Annotated in this window: 17 protein-coding genes and 1 pseudogene; 13 read left to right on the forward strand and 5 right to left on the reverse strand. The window is 71.5% G+C overall.

Annotation, left to right across the window (positions count from 1 at the left end):
* Positions 1–2: 2 nt before the first annotated feature.
* From JKJ07_RS26590 to JKJ07_RS26600, 4 genes and pseudogenes are all read left to right on the forward strand, one after another.
* Positions 3–662 carry a nucleotidyltransferase domain-containing protein gene (locus JKJ07_RS26590; protein WP_202994488.1) on the forward strand — a complete coding sequence of 220 codons (660 nt, stop codon included), beginning with the start codon at positions 3–5 and terminating at the stop codon, positions 660–662.
* Positions 659–817: pseudogene (locus tag JKJ07_RS50145) on the forward strand (DNA polymerase beta superfamily protein); the annotation flags it as partial. The gene JKJ07_RS26590 and the pseudogene JKJ07_RS50145, both read left to right, overlap by 4 nt.
* Positions 817–1,023 (forward strand): hypothetical protein, encoded by a 207-nt coding sequence (locus tag JKJ07_RS50150; RefSeq protein ID WP_236029877.1) that lies wholly within the window; start codon positions 817–819, stop codon positions 1,021–1,023. The pseudogene JKJ07_RS50145 and the gene JKJ07_RS50150, both read left to right, overlap by 1 nt.
* 285 nt (positions 1,024–1,308) lie before the next feature.
* A complete protein-coding gene (locus JKJ07_RS26600; protein WP_202994489.1) occupies positions 1,309–1,680 on the forward strand; it encodes a hypothetical protein in 372 nt (123 codons plus the stop codon).
* A 206-nt stretch (positions 1,681–1,886) separates the two neighbouring features.
* On the opposite strand, the gene JKJ07_RS26605 is transcribed toward JKJ07_RS26600, so the two are convergent.
* Positions 1,887–2,237, reverse strand: a complete 351-nt coding sequence (locus JKJ07_RS26605; RefSeq protein WP_202994490.1) for a DoxX family protein — start codon at positions 2,235–2,237, stop codon at positions 1,887–1,889.
* 84 nt (positions 2,238–2,321) lie between these two features.
* Between JKJ07_RS26605 and JKJ07_RS26610 the strand changes: the two genes are divergently transcribed.
* The 8 genes from JKJ07_RS26610 to JKJ07_RS26645 all read left to right on the forward strand — a co-directional run bounded on the left by JKJ07_RS26610 (position 2,322) and on the right by JKJ07_RS26645 (position 10,338).
* Complete coding sequence (locus JKJ07_RS26610; RefSeq protein WP_202994491.1) at positions 2,322–2,747, forward strand: MarR family winged helix-turn-helix transcriptional regulator; 426 nt, start codon at positions 2,322–2,324, stop codon at positions 2,745–2,747.
* On the forward strand, positions 2,747–3,385 hold the full coding sequence (locus tag JKJ07_RS26615; protein WP_202994492.1) for a nucleotidyl transferase AbiEii/AbiGii toxin family protein: 639 nt from the start codon (positions 2,747–2,749) through the stop codon (positions 3,383–3,385). The genes JKJ07_RS26610 and JKJ07_RS26615 overlap by 1 nt, the downstream gene beginning before the upstream one ends.
* Positions 3,386–3,446: 61 nt before the next feature.
* Positions 3,447–5,939 carry a DEAD/DEAH box helicase gene (locus JKJ07_RS26620; RefSeq protein ID WP_202994493.1) on the forward strand — a complete coding sequence of 831 codons (2,493 nt, stop codon included), beginning with the start codon at positions 3,447–3,449 and terminating at the stop codon, positions 5,937–5,939.
* Positions 5,936–7,357, forward strand: coding sequence for a sensor histidine kinase (locus JKJ07_RS26625; protein WP_236029878.1), 1,422 nt, complete (start codon positions 5,936–5,938; stop codon positions 7,355–7,357). The genes JKJ07_RS26620 and JKJ07_RS26625 overlap by 4 nt, the downstream gene beginning before the upstream one ends.
* Positions 7,354–8,022, forward strand: a complete 669-nt coding sequence (locus JKJ07_RS26630) for a response regulator (RefSeq protein WP_202994494.1) — start codon at positions 7,354–7,356, stop codon at positions 8,020–8,022. The genes JKJ07_RS26625 and JKJ07_RS26630 overlap by 4 nt, the downstream gene beginning before the upstream one ends.
* A 107-nt stretch (positions 8,023–8,129) precedes the next feature.
* Entirely contained in the window at positions 8,130–9,011 is an 882-nt protein-coding gene (locus tag JKJ07_RS26635; RefSeq protein WP_307834418.1) for an alpha/beta fold hydrolase, read from the forward strand.
* A complete protein-coding gene (locus tag JKJ07_RS26640; protein ID WP_202994496.1) occupies positions 9,011–9,670 on the forward strand; it encodes a hypothetical protein in 660 nt (219 codons plus the stop codon). Before JKJ07_RS26635 ends, JKJ07_RS26640 begins: the two co-directional genes overlap by 1 nt.
* Positions 9,667–10,338, forward strand: coding sequence for an alpha/beta hydrolase (locus JKJ07_RS26645; RefSeq protein WP_202994497.1), 672 nt, complete (start codon positions 9,667–9,669; stop codon positions 10,336–10,338). Before JKJ07_RS26640 ends, JKJ07_RS26645 begins: the two co-directional genes overlap by 4 nt.
* Here JKJ07_RS26645 and JKJ07_RS26650 read toward each other — a convergent pair.
* Positions 10,324–10,602 carry a PadR family transcriptional regulator gene (locus tag JKJ07_RS26650; RefSeq protein WP_307834419.1) on the reverse strand — a complete coding sequence of 93 codons (279 nt, stop codon included), beginning with the start codon at positions 10,600–10,602 and terminating at the stop codon, positions 10,324–10,326. The genes JKJ07_RS26645 and JKJ07_RS26650 overlap by 15 nt on opposite strands.
* A 47-nt stretch (positions 10,603–10,649) precedes the next feature.
* Between JKJ07_RS26650 and JKJ07_RS26655 the strand changes: the two genes are divergently transcribed.
* The gene (locus JKJ07_RS26655) at positions 10,650–11,561 is read left to right on the forward strand and encodes a helix-turn-helix transcriptional regulator (protein WP_202994498.1); all 912 of its coding nucleotides are present in this window, start codon (positions 10,650–10,652) and stop codon (positions 11,559–11,561) included.
* Here the strand turns inward: JKJ07_RS26655 and fxsT are convergent.
* Genes fxsT through JKJ07_RS26670 form a run of 3 tightly spaced genes read right to left on the reverse strand, consistent with a single transcriptional unit; the run spans position 11,558 to position 17,278 of the window.
* Positions 11,558–15,424, reverse strand: a complete 3,867-nt coding sequence (gene fxsT, locus JKJ07_RS26660; protein WP_202994499.1) for an FxSxx-COOH system tetratricopeptide repeat protein — start codon at positions 15,422–15,424, stop codon at positions 11,558–11,560. The genes JKJ07_RS26655 and fxsT overlap by 4 nt on opposite strands.
* On the reverse strand, positions 15,408–16,592 hold the full coding sequence (gene fsxC, locus JKJ07_RS26665; RefSeq protein WP_202994500.1) for an FxsC protein: 1,185 nt from the start codon (positions 16,590–16,592) through the stop codon (positions 15,408–15,410). Before fsxC ends, fxsT begins: the two co-directional genes overlap by 17 nt.
* On the reverse strand, positions 16,589–17,278 hold the full coding sequence (locus JKJ07_RS26670; RefSeq protein ID WP_202994501.1) for a TIR-like protein FxsC: 690 nt from the start codon (positions 17,276–17,278) through the stop codon (positions 16,589–16,591). Before JKJ07_RS26670 ends, fsxC begins: the two co-directional genes overlap by 4 nt.
* Positions 17,279–17,314: the final 36 nt, after the last annotated feature.

Consider the following 17,314-nt stretch of genomic DNA (forward strand, 5'->3'; position numbering starts at 1 on the left):
GCATGATCGAACTGGTTCTCGGGGTCGTGGTCGGATCGCGGGCCTACGGATTGTCCGGGCCCGCCTCCGACCACGACCGCCGCGGCGTGTTCGTCGCCCCGACCCGCTCCTTCTGGACCCTCGACAAGCCGCCGACCCATTTCGAGGGGCCGCTCGACGAGCAGTTCTCGTGGGAGATCGAACGGTTCTGCACCCTCGCCCTGCAGGCCAACCCGACCGTGCTCGAGGTGCTCTGGTCCCCGATCGTCGAAACCGTTTCGTGGGCCGGCTCCGAACTGCTGTCGGTGCGCGACGCCTTCCTGTCGCAGAAGGTCGCCGCCACGTACGGCCAATACGCGCGCGACCAGCTCACCAAGGTCGCCGCCCGGCGCGCCCGCACCGGCGAGACCAACTGGAAGCAGGCCATGCACATGATCCGCCTGCTCATGGCGGGCGCCCACGTCCTGCGTACGGGCTCGGTCCTGGTCGACGTGACCCCGGCACGGTCGTCGTTGCTCGCCATCAGGAACGGCTCGGTGCCGTGGGATTCCGTCGTGTCCCGGGCCGCCGAATTGCAGGCGGCCCTGGCCGAGGCTCTGGCGGCCACCGAGCTGCCCGAGTCGCCCGATCGCGACGCCATCAATCAACTGCTTTCCCGCGTACGCGAGAGGGGGCTGGAATGACCATCACGGTCCCGTCCTGGTCGGCCGACGTCATGGCCGAACTGCCGTACCCGGTGGTTTTCGCCACAGTCAGCGGCGCCCACCTCTACGGTTTCGCCTCCGCCGACTCCGACCTCGATCTGCGCGCCGCTCACGTGCTGCCCGCTTCGCGTATGTGCTCGCCCTGATCGAGCAGAAGCGCACCGCCGAGAGAGGGTCGTTCCCGGCCGAGCTGAAGACGCAGTTGCGTTTTGACGCGGCGGATCTGAGGGCTGAACTCGAATCCGCCCGTGACGCATTCGCTCTGCCCGCCCTGGTGCCGCCGGCTGCGGTCGATGCCCCGCACGGTCTCGTCGTGGAAGCGGGCCTCGCTACGGTGTGACGTTCCGCTCGGCCAAGGCAGCGTCATCGCCGCCGCACCGATCCGCACCATCGGCGTCGGCGTGGGTGGGCGGCAACGCCCAACATCCCGGCGGTCGCCTTGGTCGTTGTCGCGCCCGGACCGCAACCCACGATCCTGGCCCTTACGCCAGTTTCGCAGTCGGGCGGGTGTCCATTTCTCTCAGTCGCCGAAGGCGTCAAATTTGTCGTTCTGGTCGTTGCCTCTAGGGCATCCTAGGAAGCTAGGATTTGTGTTCTCGGCGGTGTGTCGGTTTACGCTGATCACATGTCCACCGCTGCTCGTGCCGCCGTTCACCTCTCCCGGCCTCATCGGCCGGTGCTGGTGGCGGGCACCCTGGGCGAATTGAACGGACCCACGCACGGCCTTGTCGAGTTGCCGTTGCGCCTTTGGTGGGGTCCGCAAAGGGCGTTCGATCTGTCCGAGCCGACGATGCTCACATGGATGTACGAGAACGTTCTCCGCGAAGCCATTCGAGTCGAGGAACTGCGTTCGTTTCTGCACGGTCCGACCCTCGTCCGGGTGTGGCCGGAGTTGAACCTCCCCCGCGGCGTCCGCCTCGGGTGGGAGGCCCGGCACCCCCGGCTCCGGCTGGCCGCCGCCCGCAGGGCCGCGGACGAGCTGGTCGGCGCTTTCTGAAGACGAGCAAGTCGCACCGCTCGGCTCCGGCCAATGTTGGTCGTTCCGGGAACTCGTCGGCCACGTCAGCTGAGGCGATACGCGCTGCTCGGCTCCGGCCGGTGTTGGTCGCTTCGGGACCTCGTCGGCCGCGTCAGGCTGACGCGATCGCCAGCGCCAGCGCGAGGGCGACGCGCGCTGCTCGGCTCCGGCCGGTATCGGCCACGTCAGGCTGACGCGATCGCCAGCGCCAGGGCGACGGCGGAGAACACGAACAATGCCGCCGGCATCGGCATGCCCTTGGCGTCCTTGGCGCGGATGTGGAAGCCCAACGCCCCGAGGAAGTAGAGCGTGAGCCCGGCCGCGGCGGCGATGCCCAGGGGGCGCCAGGCGATGCCGATCAGCAGGCCGAGAGCGCCGGCGTAGTTGAGCAGGGCCAGGCGCTTGAACCAGGACTCGGGGACGCCGACGCCGCTCAGGCCGGCGGTGACGCGTTCGTCGTGGCGGAACTTGGCGGTGGCGCTGCCGGCGACGGCCAGCGCGAGAACGACGGCCACAACCACGTACGCAATAAACATGTGTCTCTCCTGACGGTAAGAGAAGTAAAATCGTTGGAACACTACAACGGTCTTGCGGTTTCGACCATCCGCTAGGGTGGGGCGATGATGACGAAGCTGGGCGTGCTCCTCGCCGGGCGGGGGGCGGTGGCCGGGGCCGAGGTGCGCGACGCGCTGGCGGGGGCCGGGCTGACCATGCGCTCGGCGTTCACGCTGACGCATCTGGCCGGCGGCCCGGTCAACCAGCAGACCCTGATCGACCTGCTCGGCGTCGACCCGAGCGCCCTCGTCACCGTGCTCAACGAGCTCGAGGCGGCGGGCCTGGTGTCCCGGCAACGCGACCCCGCCGACCGCCGCCGGCATATCGTCGTCATCACCGCCGCCGGCTCCCGCGTTCTCACCGTGGCGGACCAGGTGCTCGACAAGGCCGACGAAAACCTGTTCGCCGCGCTGTCCCCGAGCGAGCGGGAGCAGTTGCAGGGCCTGCTGGCCAAGGTCGCCGACTCCGGCTCCTGCGGCGAGAAGTACTGATGGCCGACGACTTCTACGCGGACGTCGCGCGCATCGCGCTGGCGGTGGCGACCAAGCACGGGTTCGTGCTCGGCGGGGGCTTCGCCTGGCTGGTCAACGGGCTCGTCGAGCGCCCGACCGAGGACGTCGACCTGTTCACCGACACGGCCGGGGGTGTCGCGGCGGCGGCGGGAGAAGTGAGCACCGCGCTGCGCGAGGCCGGCTACCGGGTCGTACGGGAAGAGGGTGATGAGCTTTTCGAGGGGATGGACGAGGACCTGCAGGAGTTTCTCGTCGCCGGGAAGCACAAGGCGCTGCGGCTGACCCTGTGCCGCCTCGACCGCCACCAGACCCCGGTGGTGATGGAGGTCGGGCCGGTCATGCACCTCGACGACCTGGTCGCCACCAAGGTCGCGGCGCTGGTCAACCGGCGCGAGGTGCGCGACTACATCGACGTCGCGGCCGCGCTCGACCGCTACTCACTCCCCCAGCTGCTGGAGCTCGCGCGGCGGGCCGACCCGGCCCTGGATCCGGAGGACATCGCCGACGCGGGCCGCTATCTGGACCGGCTGCACGACGCCCGGTTCACGCTCTACGGACTCAGCAAGGAGCAAATCGCCGAGCTGCGGCAAAGCCTCGCGCAATGGCCTCGTACGTAATCCATATAGTTGACGAACGTCCACCACCCCACCCGCCGCCCAAAACCAGACTAAAGGCCTCATGCTTCTCACTGACCGCCTCCCCGGTAACAACGATCCCGACGCCGTGTTCGACGCCTTCCAGAAATGGGCGACCGAGCAGGGCCTGGCCCTCTACACCCATCAGGAAGAGGCGCTGATCGAGATCGCCACCGGGGCGAACGTCATCCTCAACACCCCCACCGGCTCGGGCAAGAGCCTGGTCGCGACCGGGGCCCACTTCGTGGCGCTGGCCGACGGCCGCACGACCTTCTACACCGCGCCGATCAAGGCCCTGGTCAGCGAGAAGTTCTTCGCCCTGTGCGCGGTCTTCGGGGCGCACAACGTCGGCATGCTGACCGGCGACGCCAGCGTCAACGCGGACGCCCCGATCATCTGCTGCACGGCCGAGGTGCTGGCGAACCTGGCCCTGCGCGAGGGCGCGGACGCCGACGTCGGCCAGGTCGTGATGGACGAGTTCCACTTCTACGCCGAGCCCGACCGCGGCTGGGCCTGGCAGGTGCCGCTGATCGAGCTGCCGCAGGCCCAGTTCATCCTCATGTCGGCGACGCTGGGCGACACCACGCGCTTCGTCGACGACCTCTCACGCCGTACGGGCCGGGAAACTGCCGTGGTGGCGAGCGTCGAGCGACCCGTCCCGCTGATCTTCTCGTACGCGATGACGCCGTTGCACGAGACGATCGAGGAGCTGCTGCAGACCAAGCAGGCGCCGGTCTACATCGTGCACTTCACGCAGGCGGCCGCCCTCGAGCGGGCGCAGTCGCTGATGAGCATCAACATGGCCACCCGCGAGGAGAAGGACAAGATCGCGGCGGCCATCGGCAACTTCCGGTTCACGGCCGGTTTCGGCAAGGCGCTGTCGCGGCTCGTGCGGCACGGCATCGGCGTGCACCACGCGGGCATGCTGCCCAAATACCGCCGCCTGGTCGAGACGCTGGCCCAGGCCGGCCTGCTCAAGGTCATCTGTGGCACCGACACGCTGGGCGTGGGCATCAACGTGCCGATCCGTACGGTGCTTTTCACGGGCCTTTCCAAGTACGACGGGGTCAAGACCCGCCTGCTCAAGGCGCGCGAGTTCCACCAGATCGCCGGGCGCGCCGGACGGGCCGGGTTCGACACGCTGGGCACGGTGATCGTGCAGGCCCCCGAGCACGTGATCGACAACGAGCGGGCCCTCGCGAAGGCGGGCGACGACCCCAAGAAGCGGCGCAAGGTCGTGCGCAAGAAGCCGCCGGAGGGGTCGATCGGCTGGGGGCAGCCCACCTTCGACCGGCTCGTGGCGGCCGACCCCGAACCGCTGACCAGCTCGTTCCAGGTGTCGCACGCGATGCTGCTCAACGTCATCTCGCGCGGCGGCGACCCGTTCGTGGCGATGCGGCACCTGCTCACCGACAACCACGAGGAGCCCACGGCCCAGCGCCGGCACATCCGGCGGGCCATCGGCATCGCGCGCGCCCTGATGGCGGGCGGGGTCATCGAGCGTACGGCGGAAGGAACTTATCGCCTGACCGAGGACTTGCAGCTCGATTTCGCGCTCAACCAGGCCTTGTCGCCGTTCGCGCTGGCCAGCCTGGAGCTGCTCGACCGGGAGGCGCCGGACTATCCGCTCGACGTGGTGTCGGTGATCGAGTCGACGCTGGAGGACCCGCGGCAGGTGCTCTCGGCGCAGCGGCAGAAGGCGCGTGGCGAGGCCGTGAACGCGATGAAGGCCGAGGGCATCGAGTACGAGGAGCGGATGACGCTGCTCGAGGACGTGACCCACCCGCGGCCGCTGCTCGAGCTGCTCGAGGCCGCGTACGAGACGTACCGGCAGGGCCACCCGTGGGTCGCCGACTACGAGCTCAAGCCCAAGAGCGTCGTCCGGGACATGTACGAGCGGGCGATGTCCTTCACCGAGTACGTGTCGTTCTACGGCCTGTCACGCTCGGAAGGCCTGGTGCTGCGCTACCTGGCCGACGCGTTCCGGGCACTGCGGCAGACCGTGCCCGAGGACGCCCGTACGGAGGAACTGACCGACCTCATCGAATGGCTGGGCGAACTCGTCCGGCAGGTCGACTCGAGCCTGCTCGACGAGTGGGAGCGGCTGCGCAACCCCGGTGAGCAGGTCGAAGAGGTACGCCTGGACGACAAGCCGCCCGCCGTCACGCGCAACACCCGGGCGTTCCGGGTGCTGGTGCGCAACGCCATGTTCCGCCGGGTCGAGCTGGCCGCGCTGCGCCGCTGGGACCTGCTGGGCGAGCTGGACGCCGAGTCGGGCTGGACCGCCGACCGGTGGGAGGACGCCATCCTCGACTACTTCGACGAATACACCTCGCTGGGCACCGGCCCCGCCGCCCGCGGCCCCGCGTTCCTGCACATCGAGACCGGCCCGACCGCGTGGATCGTGCGGCAGGTCTTCGAGGACCCGGAGGGCGACCACGACTGGGGCATCGAGGCCACGGTCGACCTGGCCGCGTCGGACGAGACCGGGGCGGCGGCCATCGTCGTCACCGCGGTCGGCCCGCACTCCGGATGACCCGGGGGCGGGTCGCCGCCGGCTTCCTGCTGACGGTGATGCTGCTGCCGGCGTTGACCGTGGGGGCCCATGCGGCCGGGCTGGAGCTGGCCGACGGGGTGCTGCTGTTCCTGGCCGCGGTGGTCGGGGTGGCGCTGCTCGGCGGCCTGTTCCCCGCCCTGCTGGCCGCGGTGGGCGGGTTCCTGCTGCTCAATTACTTCTTCACCGACCCCGTACGCAGTCTGGACGTCAACACCGGGCAAGGCGCGCTCGCACTGGCCGTCTTCGTGCTGGTCGCCCTGTCGGTGTCGTGGATCGTCGACCTGGCCGCCCGCCGCCTGCGCCGGGCCGACGCGGCCGCCGCCGAGGCGCACGTGCTGGCCGCCGTGGCCGGGGGCGTGCTGGCCGGCCCCGACCCGCTGGCCGGGCTGCTCTCGGAGCTACGCGATCTGTTCGGCCTGGAGTCGGTCTCTTTGCTCGAGGCCGGCACCCTCATTTCGGACAAGTCGGATTCACGTGAAACATCCGATCTTGCAGGCGGTACGGCCACCGCCTCCCCCTCCCGCCCGGGTGAGGCAAAAAATACCTCCCTGTCAAGCGGCACCGCGGGTCTTCCACAGGCGGCGCCCTATCCACAGGCGGCCGGCACGTCGCTTGACATCGGTGGCGGCCTGACCCTGGAACTGCGGGGCCGCGACCTCGACGTCAACGAGCGACGCATAGCCGCCGCCTTCGGGGCCCAGGCCGCCATCGCCCTGCGCCAGCAACGCCTGACCACCGCGGCCGAGGGCGACCGCGTCCGCAGTGCCCTGCTCGCCGCCGTCAGCCACGACCTGCGCACTCCCCTGGCCGCCGCCAAGGCCGCGGTCGGCAGCCTGCGCAGCGAAGACGTCCACTTCGACGAGGACGACCGCCGCGAGCTCCTGGAAACGGCCGATGTCTCCCTGGACCGCCTCGCCGCCCTGCTCGCCAACCTGCTCGACCTGAGCCGCCTGCGAGCCGGCGCTCTGGCCGTGCACCCCGTCGACATCGACCTCGAGGACGTCGTGTCACCCGCGCTCGACGAGCTCGGGTGCGAGATCCCCGTACGGCTGTCGGGTGAAGCCGTACGGGCCGATCCCGGGCTGCTGCAGCGGGTGCTGGTCAACATCGTCGGCAACGCCGTGCGCTACGGCCCCGCCGAGATCACCGCCGGCGCGGCCGGTGACCACGTCGAGCTGCGCGTCGTCGACCACGGCCCGGGCATCCCGCCCGCCGACCGCGACCGGGTCTTCCAGCCCTTCCAGCGGCTCGGCGACCATGACAACCACACCGGCGTCGGGCTCGGGCTGGCCCTGTCCCGCGGCCTGACCGAGGCGATGGCCGGCACCCTGACGCCCGAGGACACACCCGGAGGAGGCCTCACCATGGTCCTGCGCCTGCCGAGGGGCACGTCGTGACCCGCATCCTCGTCGTCGACGACGACCCGCAGATCCTCCGGGCCCTGCGGATCAACCTGCGCGCCCGCGAGTACGACGTGGAGGTGGCGGCCGACGGCGCGAGCGCGCTCAAGGCGGCCGCCGCCCACACCCCCGACCTGGTCGTGCTCGACCTCGGGCTGCCCGACATGGACGGTGCCGAGGTGATCCGCGGGCTGCGCGGCTGGAGCGCCGTGCCGATCATCGTGCTGTCCGGGCGGGCCGAGGGCACGGACAAGGTGGACGCGCTCGACGCCGGCGCCGACGACTACGTGACCAAGCCGTTCGGGGTGGACGAGCTGATGGCCCGCATCCGCGCGGTCACCCGGCGCGTGCAGCCCGGCGACGCCCCGGCCGGCCCGGTACGCATCGGGCAGTACACGATCGACCTGGCCGGCCACACGATCACGCCGGAGCAGCGGCTCACCCCGACCGAGTGGCAGCTGCTGGAGCGGCTGCTGCGCAACCCCGGCAAGCTGATCACCCAGCGCAGCCTGCTGCACGAGGTCTGGGGTCCCCGGTACGACACCGAGACGAACTATCTGCGGCAATACATGGCCCGGCTGCGGCGTAAGCTCGAAGACGATCCGGCCCGGCCCGCGCACCTGATCACCGAGCCCGGAATGGGTTACCGGTTCCAGCCGTAAGAGGCACCATTCGCAACACCCGGCTGGTGCCGCTCGCTGATACTGGTCTCGACGCCCCGGCGTCAGTAACGTGACCACTCGATTGACGGTGGCCTCGAGGAGTGACCGTGTCGTACAGCGACGTGTACACGAGCGGCGGCCGCCGCCTGCGCTACGAGGTGTCGGGCGCCCGCGACGGCGTTCCCGTGTTCCTGCTCCACGGCACCCCCGGCAGCCGGGTCGGGCCCCGGCCGCGCGCCGGCGTGCTCTACCGGCTGGGCATCCGGCTGATCAGCTACGACCGCCCCGGGTACGGCGGCTCCGACCGGCACCGCGGCCGCTCGGTGGCCGACTGCGCGGGCGACATCGCTGCCATCGCCGACGACCTCGGCCTCGACAAGTTCACCGTCGTCGGGCGCTCCGGCGGCGGCCCGCACGCGCTGGCCGCGGCCGCGCTGCTGCCCGAGCGGGTCACCCGGGCCGCGGTGCTGGTCAGCCTGGCCCCGCACGACGCCGAGATCGACTGGTTCGGCGGCATGATGCCGTCCAACGTGCAGGAGTTCGGCACCCCCGCCCAGGACGAGTCACGCCTGGTCGAGAGCCTGCGCTTACAGGCCGACCGCACCCGGCGCAGCCCGGTCAGCCTGCTCGACTCGCTCCGGCAGGAGATCGCCGGCCCCGACCGCCAGGTCGTGCGTGACCTGATGATGCAGCAACTGCTCGTCGAGACGTACGCCGAGGCCATGCGCGGCGGGCCGTACGGGTGGATCGACGACGTGCTCGCCAACCGCCGCGACTGGGGTTTCCGGCTCAAGAGCATCACCCAGCCCGTACGGGTGTGGCACGGCGCCGAGGACAACTGCGTGCCGCCCGCCCATGCCCGCTGGCTGGCCGAACGCATCCCCAACGCCGAGCTGACCGTGCAGTCGGGCACGGCCCACTTCGGCGCGATGGAGATCCTCCCCGAGATCCTGTCGTGGCTGGCCCAGCCGGCCGCCGTGCTCGTCTAGTGCCGATCCGTTCCGACCTGCTCGCGCTGGCCCAGGACGACCCCGACGTCACCGGCGCGGCCACGATCCGTTCCGGGATCCTCCCCGGCGAGCAGGAACGCTGGTCGGACGACGTGCTCATTTTCGCCGTACGCGGTCCCGCCGCCCCGGTCCTGACCCGCTGGACGGGCGTGCTGCACGACCGGTTCGGCGTCCTGCACTCCTTCGGCATCGAGCCGGGACGCCGGCTGTTCCTGCTGCCCAGCGGCGACGAGGTCGACCTGGCGTTCCGGCCGGCCGCCGAGTTCGCGCCGCGCGACCACAGCTGGCGTACGGTCTTCGGCCAGGCCGGCCCGCTCCTTGCGGCCCCGCCCGCCGACCGCGACAGGCTGATCGGCCTTGGCTGGCATCACTGCATCCGGGCCCGCGCCGCGATCGACCGCGGGCTGCACTGGGAGGTCGTCCGGTCGATCGGCCTGGTTCGCGACCAGACCCTCGCCCTGGCCGCCCTGCGCCGCGGCCAGGACACCGACCTGCCCCTCGAAGCCACCCTGGTCCGCTCCCTGGCCCGGCGTGAGCAGCGGCGGGCCCTGGACGAGGCGGCCGGGGCCCTCGACCGCGAACTGGCGATGATCGACGTACGGCTGGGCCTGCGGGAACTGGTGGAGCTGACCCCATGAGCACTTTCGTCCTCGTCCCCGGAGCCTGGCACGGCGGCTGGTGGTACGAACCGCTCGCCGCCGAGCTGGAGAAGCAGGGCCACACCGCCGAGTGCGTGACGCTGGCCGGCCTGTGGCCCGGCGACGACCTCACCCGGCGCCCGGTCAACCTGACCAGCCACGTCGAGCAGGTCACCGAGCTGGTGGCCGACCTGACGGCGGGCAGCGGCCAGGTGGTGCTGGTCGGCCACAGCTACGCCGGCCAGGTCATCAACGGCGCCGCCGACCACGACCCGGCCCGCGTGAGCGCCCTGATCCACCTCGACACGGACGTCACCGAGGACGGCGAGTCGTGCTGGGACGTCACCACCGCCGACAACCGCCAATACTTCCTCGAAGCGGTCGGCGGCGACGGGCTGGGCCTGGCCCCGCTGCCCTTCTTCGACGAGCGCGCCCGCCCGCACCCGTTCGCCACGCTGCTCGAGAAGAGCCGCCTCACCGGCGCCTGGCGCCAGGTCCCGATCAAGCGCTACGCCGCAGCCCTGGACACGCCGGGCGGCCCGCAGGCGCCGACAACAATGGACCGCCTGCGCCACGACCCGGCCTGGCACTACGAGGAATGGCCGACCACGCACAACGTGCTACGCGACGGCCCGGAGCGGGTGCTGGGCCTCCTACGCGACCTGTGAGGCGGCCAGGTCGGCCGCCAGCAGGCGGCCGAACGGGGTGAGGCGGTAGAGATGGCGTGGTGGGCGGCCGATCGGGACCTCGGTGTCCCACGTCGTGTCGAGGAAGCCGCGGTCGGTCAGGCGGGTCAGGATCGGGTAGAGCGAGCCCGCCTTGATGCCCAGTTGCTTGCCCAGGTCGTAGCCGTAACGCCAGGTGGCGGGCTCGGCCTCAAGCGCCAGCAGCACGGCGATGGTCTGGGCGGAGGGCCGTCGGGAGCGCGCCACAACCGTAACTCTATATAGGTAGAGTTGCGATCGGCTACCCTGCGGTGATGTCGGGCGCCACCATCGAGAACAAAGCAACCCTGGTGTATTTCGGGGACGATTCGTTCACGTACGCGGGGCGGCATGTGCACGAGGACGAGATGCGGGTGCACACGCACAGCTTCGTCGAGGTGGCGGTCGTGGCCGGCGGCACCGGCGTGCATCACAGCCTGAACGGCCGGCAGGTCCTCCAGGTGGGCGACGCGGTGCTGCTGCGGCCCGGCGTCTGGCACGGCTACGAGGAGTGCCGCGACCTCGAGCTGTACAACTTCTGCTTCTCGGCTGAGCTGTTGCGCCGCGAACTGGCCTGGACCCGTGACGATCCGCTGCTGGGCCATTTGCTGTGGACGGGCCCGTACGCGGAACGCCGCCGCGGCATCCTGTCGACGCACCTGGACGACGCCGAGCGCGACACCTGCTTCGCCCACCTGGACGCGCTGGCCGAGCTGCGGTCGCTGCCGCCGCATCTGCACCGGGCCGACCAGATCGCCCAGGTCGTGCTGGCCCTGGGCTGCGTGGCCCGGGCCGTCGGGGCCGACGTGCGCCAGGAGCCGCAGCATCCGGCCGTGGTCGAGGTGATGCGGCGCATCGAGAGCGACCCGGCCCGCAACTGGACGCTGGCCGAGCTCTCCGACGGGCTGCACCTGGCCCCGGGCTATCTGGTCCGCCGGTTCAAGTCGGTGACCGGCCTGCCCCCGGTGGCCTTCCTGTCGCGTCACCGGGTCGAGCTGGCGGCCGAGATGCTGCTGCACACCGACCGTACGGTCCGTGCGATCGCCGAGAGCGTCGGCTGGCCCGACCAGAACTACTTCGCCCGCCGCTTCCGGGCCCACTACGGCCTGACCGCCACCGAATACCGCACCCGCTTCACCAGCGGCAAGGAAATCGGCTCCCCGGTCGCCACGGACGACCCGGACTAGAACGGGTGGGGGTCGAGGGTGCGGTGCAGGTAGCGGCCCTCGCGCATGGCCTCCACGGCGGGGTGGGTCTCGCCCAGCGCGTCGCGCAGGCGGCGGATCGCGTCGCGTTCGGCGCCGGCGTTGCGGCCCTGGATGTCGGCCCGGATCAGGGTCAGGTTGGCCACCGCGCGGGCGGTGTCGGGGTGCTGGGCGCCCAGCACGTCCTCGATGCGCTCGACGATGGGCACGATCATCGCGTACGCGTCCGGCACCGCGCCCCACTCGGCGGTGAAGATGGCCTGGTTCATCCGGGCGGCCAGCGTGTACGGGTGGTCGGCGCCCAGCCGCCGCTCGAAGCCCTCGGCCGCCTCGCCGGCCAGGCGGCGCGCGGTGCCCAGGTCGCCGGTCGCGCGGGCCACCGTGGAGCGGTTGCTCAGGCAGGTCAGGGTGTGCGGGTGGGAGGCGCCGAGGCTGGTCCGGTACGACCGTTCGACCCGGGCCATCTCGTCGGCCGCGGTGTCGGGTTCGCCGATCGCGGCCAGGCTGACCGCGCGGCTCAGCCGGCAGGCCAGGGTCTCGGGGCTGTCCGGGCCGAGCAGCCGGTTCAGGTTGTCGTAGGCGGTGTCGAGCCGGGCCGCCGCCTCGCGGGTGCGGCCGGCGCTGCGCTCGCTGACGGCCAGGTTGGCCATCACGCTGTACGTGCGGGGTGAGTTGTCGCCCAGCGCCTGCCGGTTGCGGTTGAGCACGTCGGAGAGCAGCACTATCGACTCCACGTACTCGCCGGCCTCGCGCAGGTCACGGCCGAGGTTGCTGCCCACGGTCAGGGTCAGCGTGTGGTGTTCGCCCAGCACCAGCGTGCACCGCTCGTACAGGTGGCGTTCGCGGTCGCGGGCCTCGCGCACCCGCCCGGACAGGCGCAGCGAGCTGGCCAGGTTGTTCATCGCCATCATGGTGCGCAGCACGTCCTCGCCGAAGATCTCGGTCCAGGCGGCCGTGGTGCGCTCGTCGAGGCGCAGCGCGTCGGCGTACAGGCCCAGCGCGCGCAGTGACGCGCCGAGCCCGCCCGCGGTCGTCAGCGTGTTGGGGTGGTAGTCGCCGAGCAGTTCGCGCTGCTCGGCCAGGACCTTCTCGTCGAGCGCGCGGGCCTCGGCGAAGTCGGCCCGGTCGCGCAGGATGTTGGCCAGGTGGAACTGCAGTTGCAGCAGCTGGCGGCTGAGCGAGGCGCGGGCGAACTCGTCACCCAGCTCGTCGCGCAGCGCGGTCCAGCGGCGTACGTACTCCTCGGCCAGGCGGCGGCCGTCGTTGTAGCCGCCGGACTGCCACACGTACCGAACCCGGTCGATGATCAGCCGGCGGACGGATTCCTCGTGCGACTCGTACGCCCGGGACACCTCCAGGTGCGGCCACAGCTGCCGGAACCGGGGCCAGGTGGCCGGGTCGTCGACCTCGCCGGTGGGGCGGGCCGCGGCCAGCACCAGGTGCACCTGGCGGCGGGCCTCGTCGAGCTGCTCGGGGGCAAGCCGCTGCCGGACGACGTGCTGCACGATCCGGTGCACGTGGATCTGCCCGCCGCCGATGTCGAGCTTGAGCAGGGCGAGCCGGTTGATCTGCTGGATCAGCGCCCCGCGGTACATGGCGTCGGTGACCATCGGGTCGAGCGGGCTGAGCAGCTCGGCCATCCGGTCGCTGTAGATCAGGTCGAGCGCGATCTGCGGCGCCAGCACCGAGCAGAGCGTCAGCAGCCGGTACGCCGCGGCGGAGCGCTCCTCGAGGCGCTTGAGCGAGAGGTCCCACACCGATTCGAGGTTGGCCGGGCCGAACCGGTCGATGTGCTCGAGGTAGTCGTCGATCGGGGCGCCGGTGTCGGCCAGCCAGGCCCCGGCCGCGGCGACCGCGATCGGCAGGTCACCGAGCAGCTCGGCCAGCCGGGCCGCGTCCTCGCCGCGCAGGCTGGGCACGCGGCGGCGCAGGTGGGCCACGCTCTCGCGGCGGTCGAACACGTCGACCTGCACGACCTGGGCCCGCTCGCTCCACCCGGCGTCTCGGGAGGTGACGATGACGTGGCCGCCGGGCCCGCTGGGCAGGAACCGGCTGACCGCGGCGATGTCCTCGGCGTTGTCGAAGATGACCAGCCAGCGGCTCAGGGTGCGGCCCCGGCGCAGCGCGCCCAGCACGGCCTGGGCCTGATCCGCGATCCCGCCGTCGGGGGCCAGGCCGAGCTCGCGGGCCAGGTCGGAGAGCTGGGTGTCGACGAAGGTGACCGGGTCGGCGTCGATCCACCAGACGAAGTCGTACGCGTTGCGGAAGCGGTGGGCGTACTCCATCGCGACCTGGGTCTTGCCGATGCCGCCCATGCCCTGCAGGGCCACCGGGGAGGCGCCGGACAGCACGACCGGGCTGCCGCTGGTCTGCAGCTGGCTGCGCAGGTCGAGCAGGTCCTTCTCACGCCCGGTGAACTGCACGTTGCGGATCGGGGCGTTGAACAGCACCGTCGAGCGGCCGGGGAAGCGCAGCCCGATGCGGGCCCGGTCGAACTCGTCGGACGGGTGCCCGACCAGGCGCAGCAGCCGCGCGACGGCCACCTCCTCGGGCTGGCCGACCAGGAACGTGGAGTCGCGCTCGGCCTGCCCGCGCAGCGCGCTGACGTCGGAGACGTAGGCGACCAGGGGCGTACGGGGGTCGCGGCCGGATGGCACCCGGGCCTGCTCGGCCCGCGCGTTGGAGCCGGAGACCACGGTCAGCGGGCGGCCCTCGGGGGTGGGCACGCTGTCGGCGTCCGGATCGACCGCGACGACGTTGACGGTGACCCCGGCCGACTCGAGCACCTTGGTGATCCATTCGGCCCAGAGCCGGTCGTCGGGCGCGTACCGCAGCGCGATCGTGGTCTCGGGCAGGATCGCCGGGCGCACGAACCGGGCCGCCGTGCGCTCGCGCAGCGACTCCTCCATCGGCGGCAGGGCCGAGATCTCGCCGCCGGTGACGTAGTGCGTGATGGTCTCGTACGCGGCCAGCATCGAGCTGCGCGAGCCGGGCCGGTCACCGAAGGTGGCCAGGGTCTCCTCGTACGCGTAGAACGGCACGTACGGCACCTCGACGGTCGACCAGTACGCGTCGCGTTCGCGGGCCGCCATCCCGGCCGGCAGCCCGGTGAAGCGTTGCCGGGCCGCCAGCCGGCCCGCGTCGGCGCGTTGCAGCTCGGCCAGGTCGACGCGCATGGGCACGGGCAGGATCCGGATCTGCCGGCGGCCCTGCTGCGCCGAGACGTTGGCGGCCACCGTGGCGGCGCCGTCGATGCCCTGCTCGCTGAAGGTGAAGCAGTCGACCAGCACGTCGGGCATGTGCACCGTGCAGATCCCGGCGACGTCGCTCCACCCCGTACGGGAATCAATGAGCGCGTAGTCGTAGCGCTTCTTCATGTCCTCGCGCAGCGCGTCGAACAGCTGCCCGCCGCCGAGCCGCTCGTAGAACTCGTCCCAGTCGCGCTCGTAGACGCTGCGCGCGTAGTCCTGGTTCTGGCTGCCCGCGCCGAGGAAGTCGAGGGTGCCGCCCTCGGGGAAGTGGTCCCAGTCGATCGTGAAGGCGTGCCGGCTGACCCGGGCGTAGTCGCGGTGCCAGTCGTCGTCGCGCTCGACGTCCTGCAGGGTGGCCTGCTCGTAGCCGCGGACCAGCTCGATCACGCCGCCCGAGTCGGCCAGCGCCTGCGGGTCGATGAACGGCCGGAAGAACCGGTGCAGGCCGGGCGACTCGAGATCCCAGTCGGCCACCAGCACCCGTTTGCCGCTGGCGGCCAGGATCCAGGCCACGTTGGCCAGCGCCATGGTGCGGCCGGTGCCGCCCTTGTACGAATAGAACGTGACGACCTTCCCGTCACGGTTCTCGGTCATCGGTGCTCCCCGTCAGCCTGGGCAGGGTCGAGTCGGCGCCCTTGGGCAGGAACACCGGGGCGGTGCGGCGGTACGCCGTGCAGGCCTGGTCGATGATGGACGGCATCCGCTCGACGAGCCGGTCGGCGTCGCGCAGCAGCGTGATGCGGTTGCGGGCGATCCCGGCGGCGATCAGGGTATCGGCCACGGTGGCGTGCAGGGTGGCGCCGCGCGCGGCGTACTCGGGATCGGAGCGGTCGGCCACCAGCAGCACTGTCGCCCATTCGGGGATCCGGCTCGCCAGCCCGCTGAGCCGTTCCAGGCCGTCGGGGGTGGCCGCCACCCACGGGTCGATCAGCACCAGCGCCGCCCCCTGGGCCAGCACGCCCAGCTCACCGGGCCGGTCGACGATGCGGGCGGGCTGCCCGAGCCGCTCGGCCACGTTGGCCACGTACTCGGCGATCGGAAAGTGCTGCAGATCCCGGTACGGGGTCCAGGCGCGCGGCGCCGTGCCATACGAGCCGGGCGAGCGGCCGGCCGGCACGGCGGCGCGCTGCGGGGCCAGCACCCCCACGGTGAACAGGATCTCGGTCGGGGCGGTGGGCTCGGCCGTGACCTCGTCGATGGCGACGGCCAGGGGCGCCGGCTTGGGGGCCTCGGCGGCCAGGGTGACGATCCGGTACGCCAGGCGGCGCACGATCGTGCGGTACTGCTTCTTGTAGAGCGCGAGCCGGGACATGGCTTGCAGACCCTCGTCGGCGTACTCGGGGACGCCCGCGCCCAGGCGCAGCGCCGCGGCCCGCTCGGCCTCGTGCTCCCACGGCGGCCAGGGCACCCACAGCACCGGCAGCAGGAAGCGGTCGGCCATCTGGGGGTCGGCGTAGCGGCTGGCGAACGAGGCCCGCTCGCGCAGCGGCCAGGACTTGTTGAAGTAGCCCGGCGAATACAGCGCCACGAACACGTCGGTGCTGCTCAGCACGCCGGCCAGCGCGGCCTTCCAGTCGGTCAGCGGCTGCACCAGGTCGTCGTAGTAGCCGACCTGGGTGCGGCGGTCGGCGCCGACCAGCCGGGCCACCTCGGCCGACAGCTCGGTGAACAGCTGCCCGGCCCAGTGGTCGGTGTCGGGCCGGTCGCCGGGCCGCAGCCGCACCGAGTGGCCGTAGCTGAGGTAGAAGTAGTACCGCGTCATGCGTCCTCCCCCCGCTCGAAGTCGGTGCGCAGCTCCCCCGAGCCGGGCATGATCTTCGGCTCGACCCGGTAGTTGTGCCGGATGTCGACGACCCGCTGCGCGATCCGCCACACGACCGTGTCGAAGACCACCCGCTGCCCCGTACGCAACAGGCCGAGCAGCCCCTCGGCCTGGTATTCGGCGCGGTAGTCGTCGCGCAGCCGGGTCGGCACGAAGATGTTGACGTCGGACACGACGGGCGGCAGCGGGGTGCTCAGCGGTGTCCACAGCACCGGCACGACCGCGGTCTCGTACGGCTGGGCGAAGCTGTGCCGGGGTGTGACCTCGCGGCGGGTGAACAGATCCCACTCGCGGGCGCACCACTCGCTGCCGGTCAGGTAGGGCGTGGAGAGCAGGCTGATGAAGACCTGGCAGGTGCCGGCCGCGTGCAGCAGCTGGCGTTCCCACAGCTCGCCGCCGCCGCGGGCCACGTCGAGGAAGCCCGGGTCGCGGCCGGGCATCGAGCCGATCAGGTTGTTGACGTTCTCGCTGAGCTCGTCGAAGAACTGCATGACGAACCGGTTGGGCTCGCGCGGCCGGCCGGCGCCGTGGGCGGGCGGGTCGGGCCGCCAGTAGCTCAGGAAGAACACCGGGGCCGACGGATCGTCGCGCCCCGCCGCCTCGGAGATGCCCTCGTCCTCTGCCACAGGACGATCAGTCAACCACGTGATCGCAACCTCCAT

This window comes from Paractinoplanes lichenicola (assembly GCF_016785085.1).
GTDB classification, from domain to species: Bacteria; Actinomycetota; Actinomycetes; order Mycobacteriales; family Micromonosporaceae; genus Actinoplanes; species Actinoplanes lichenicola.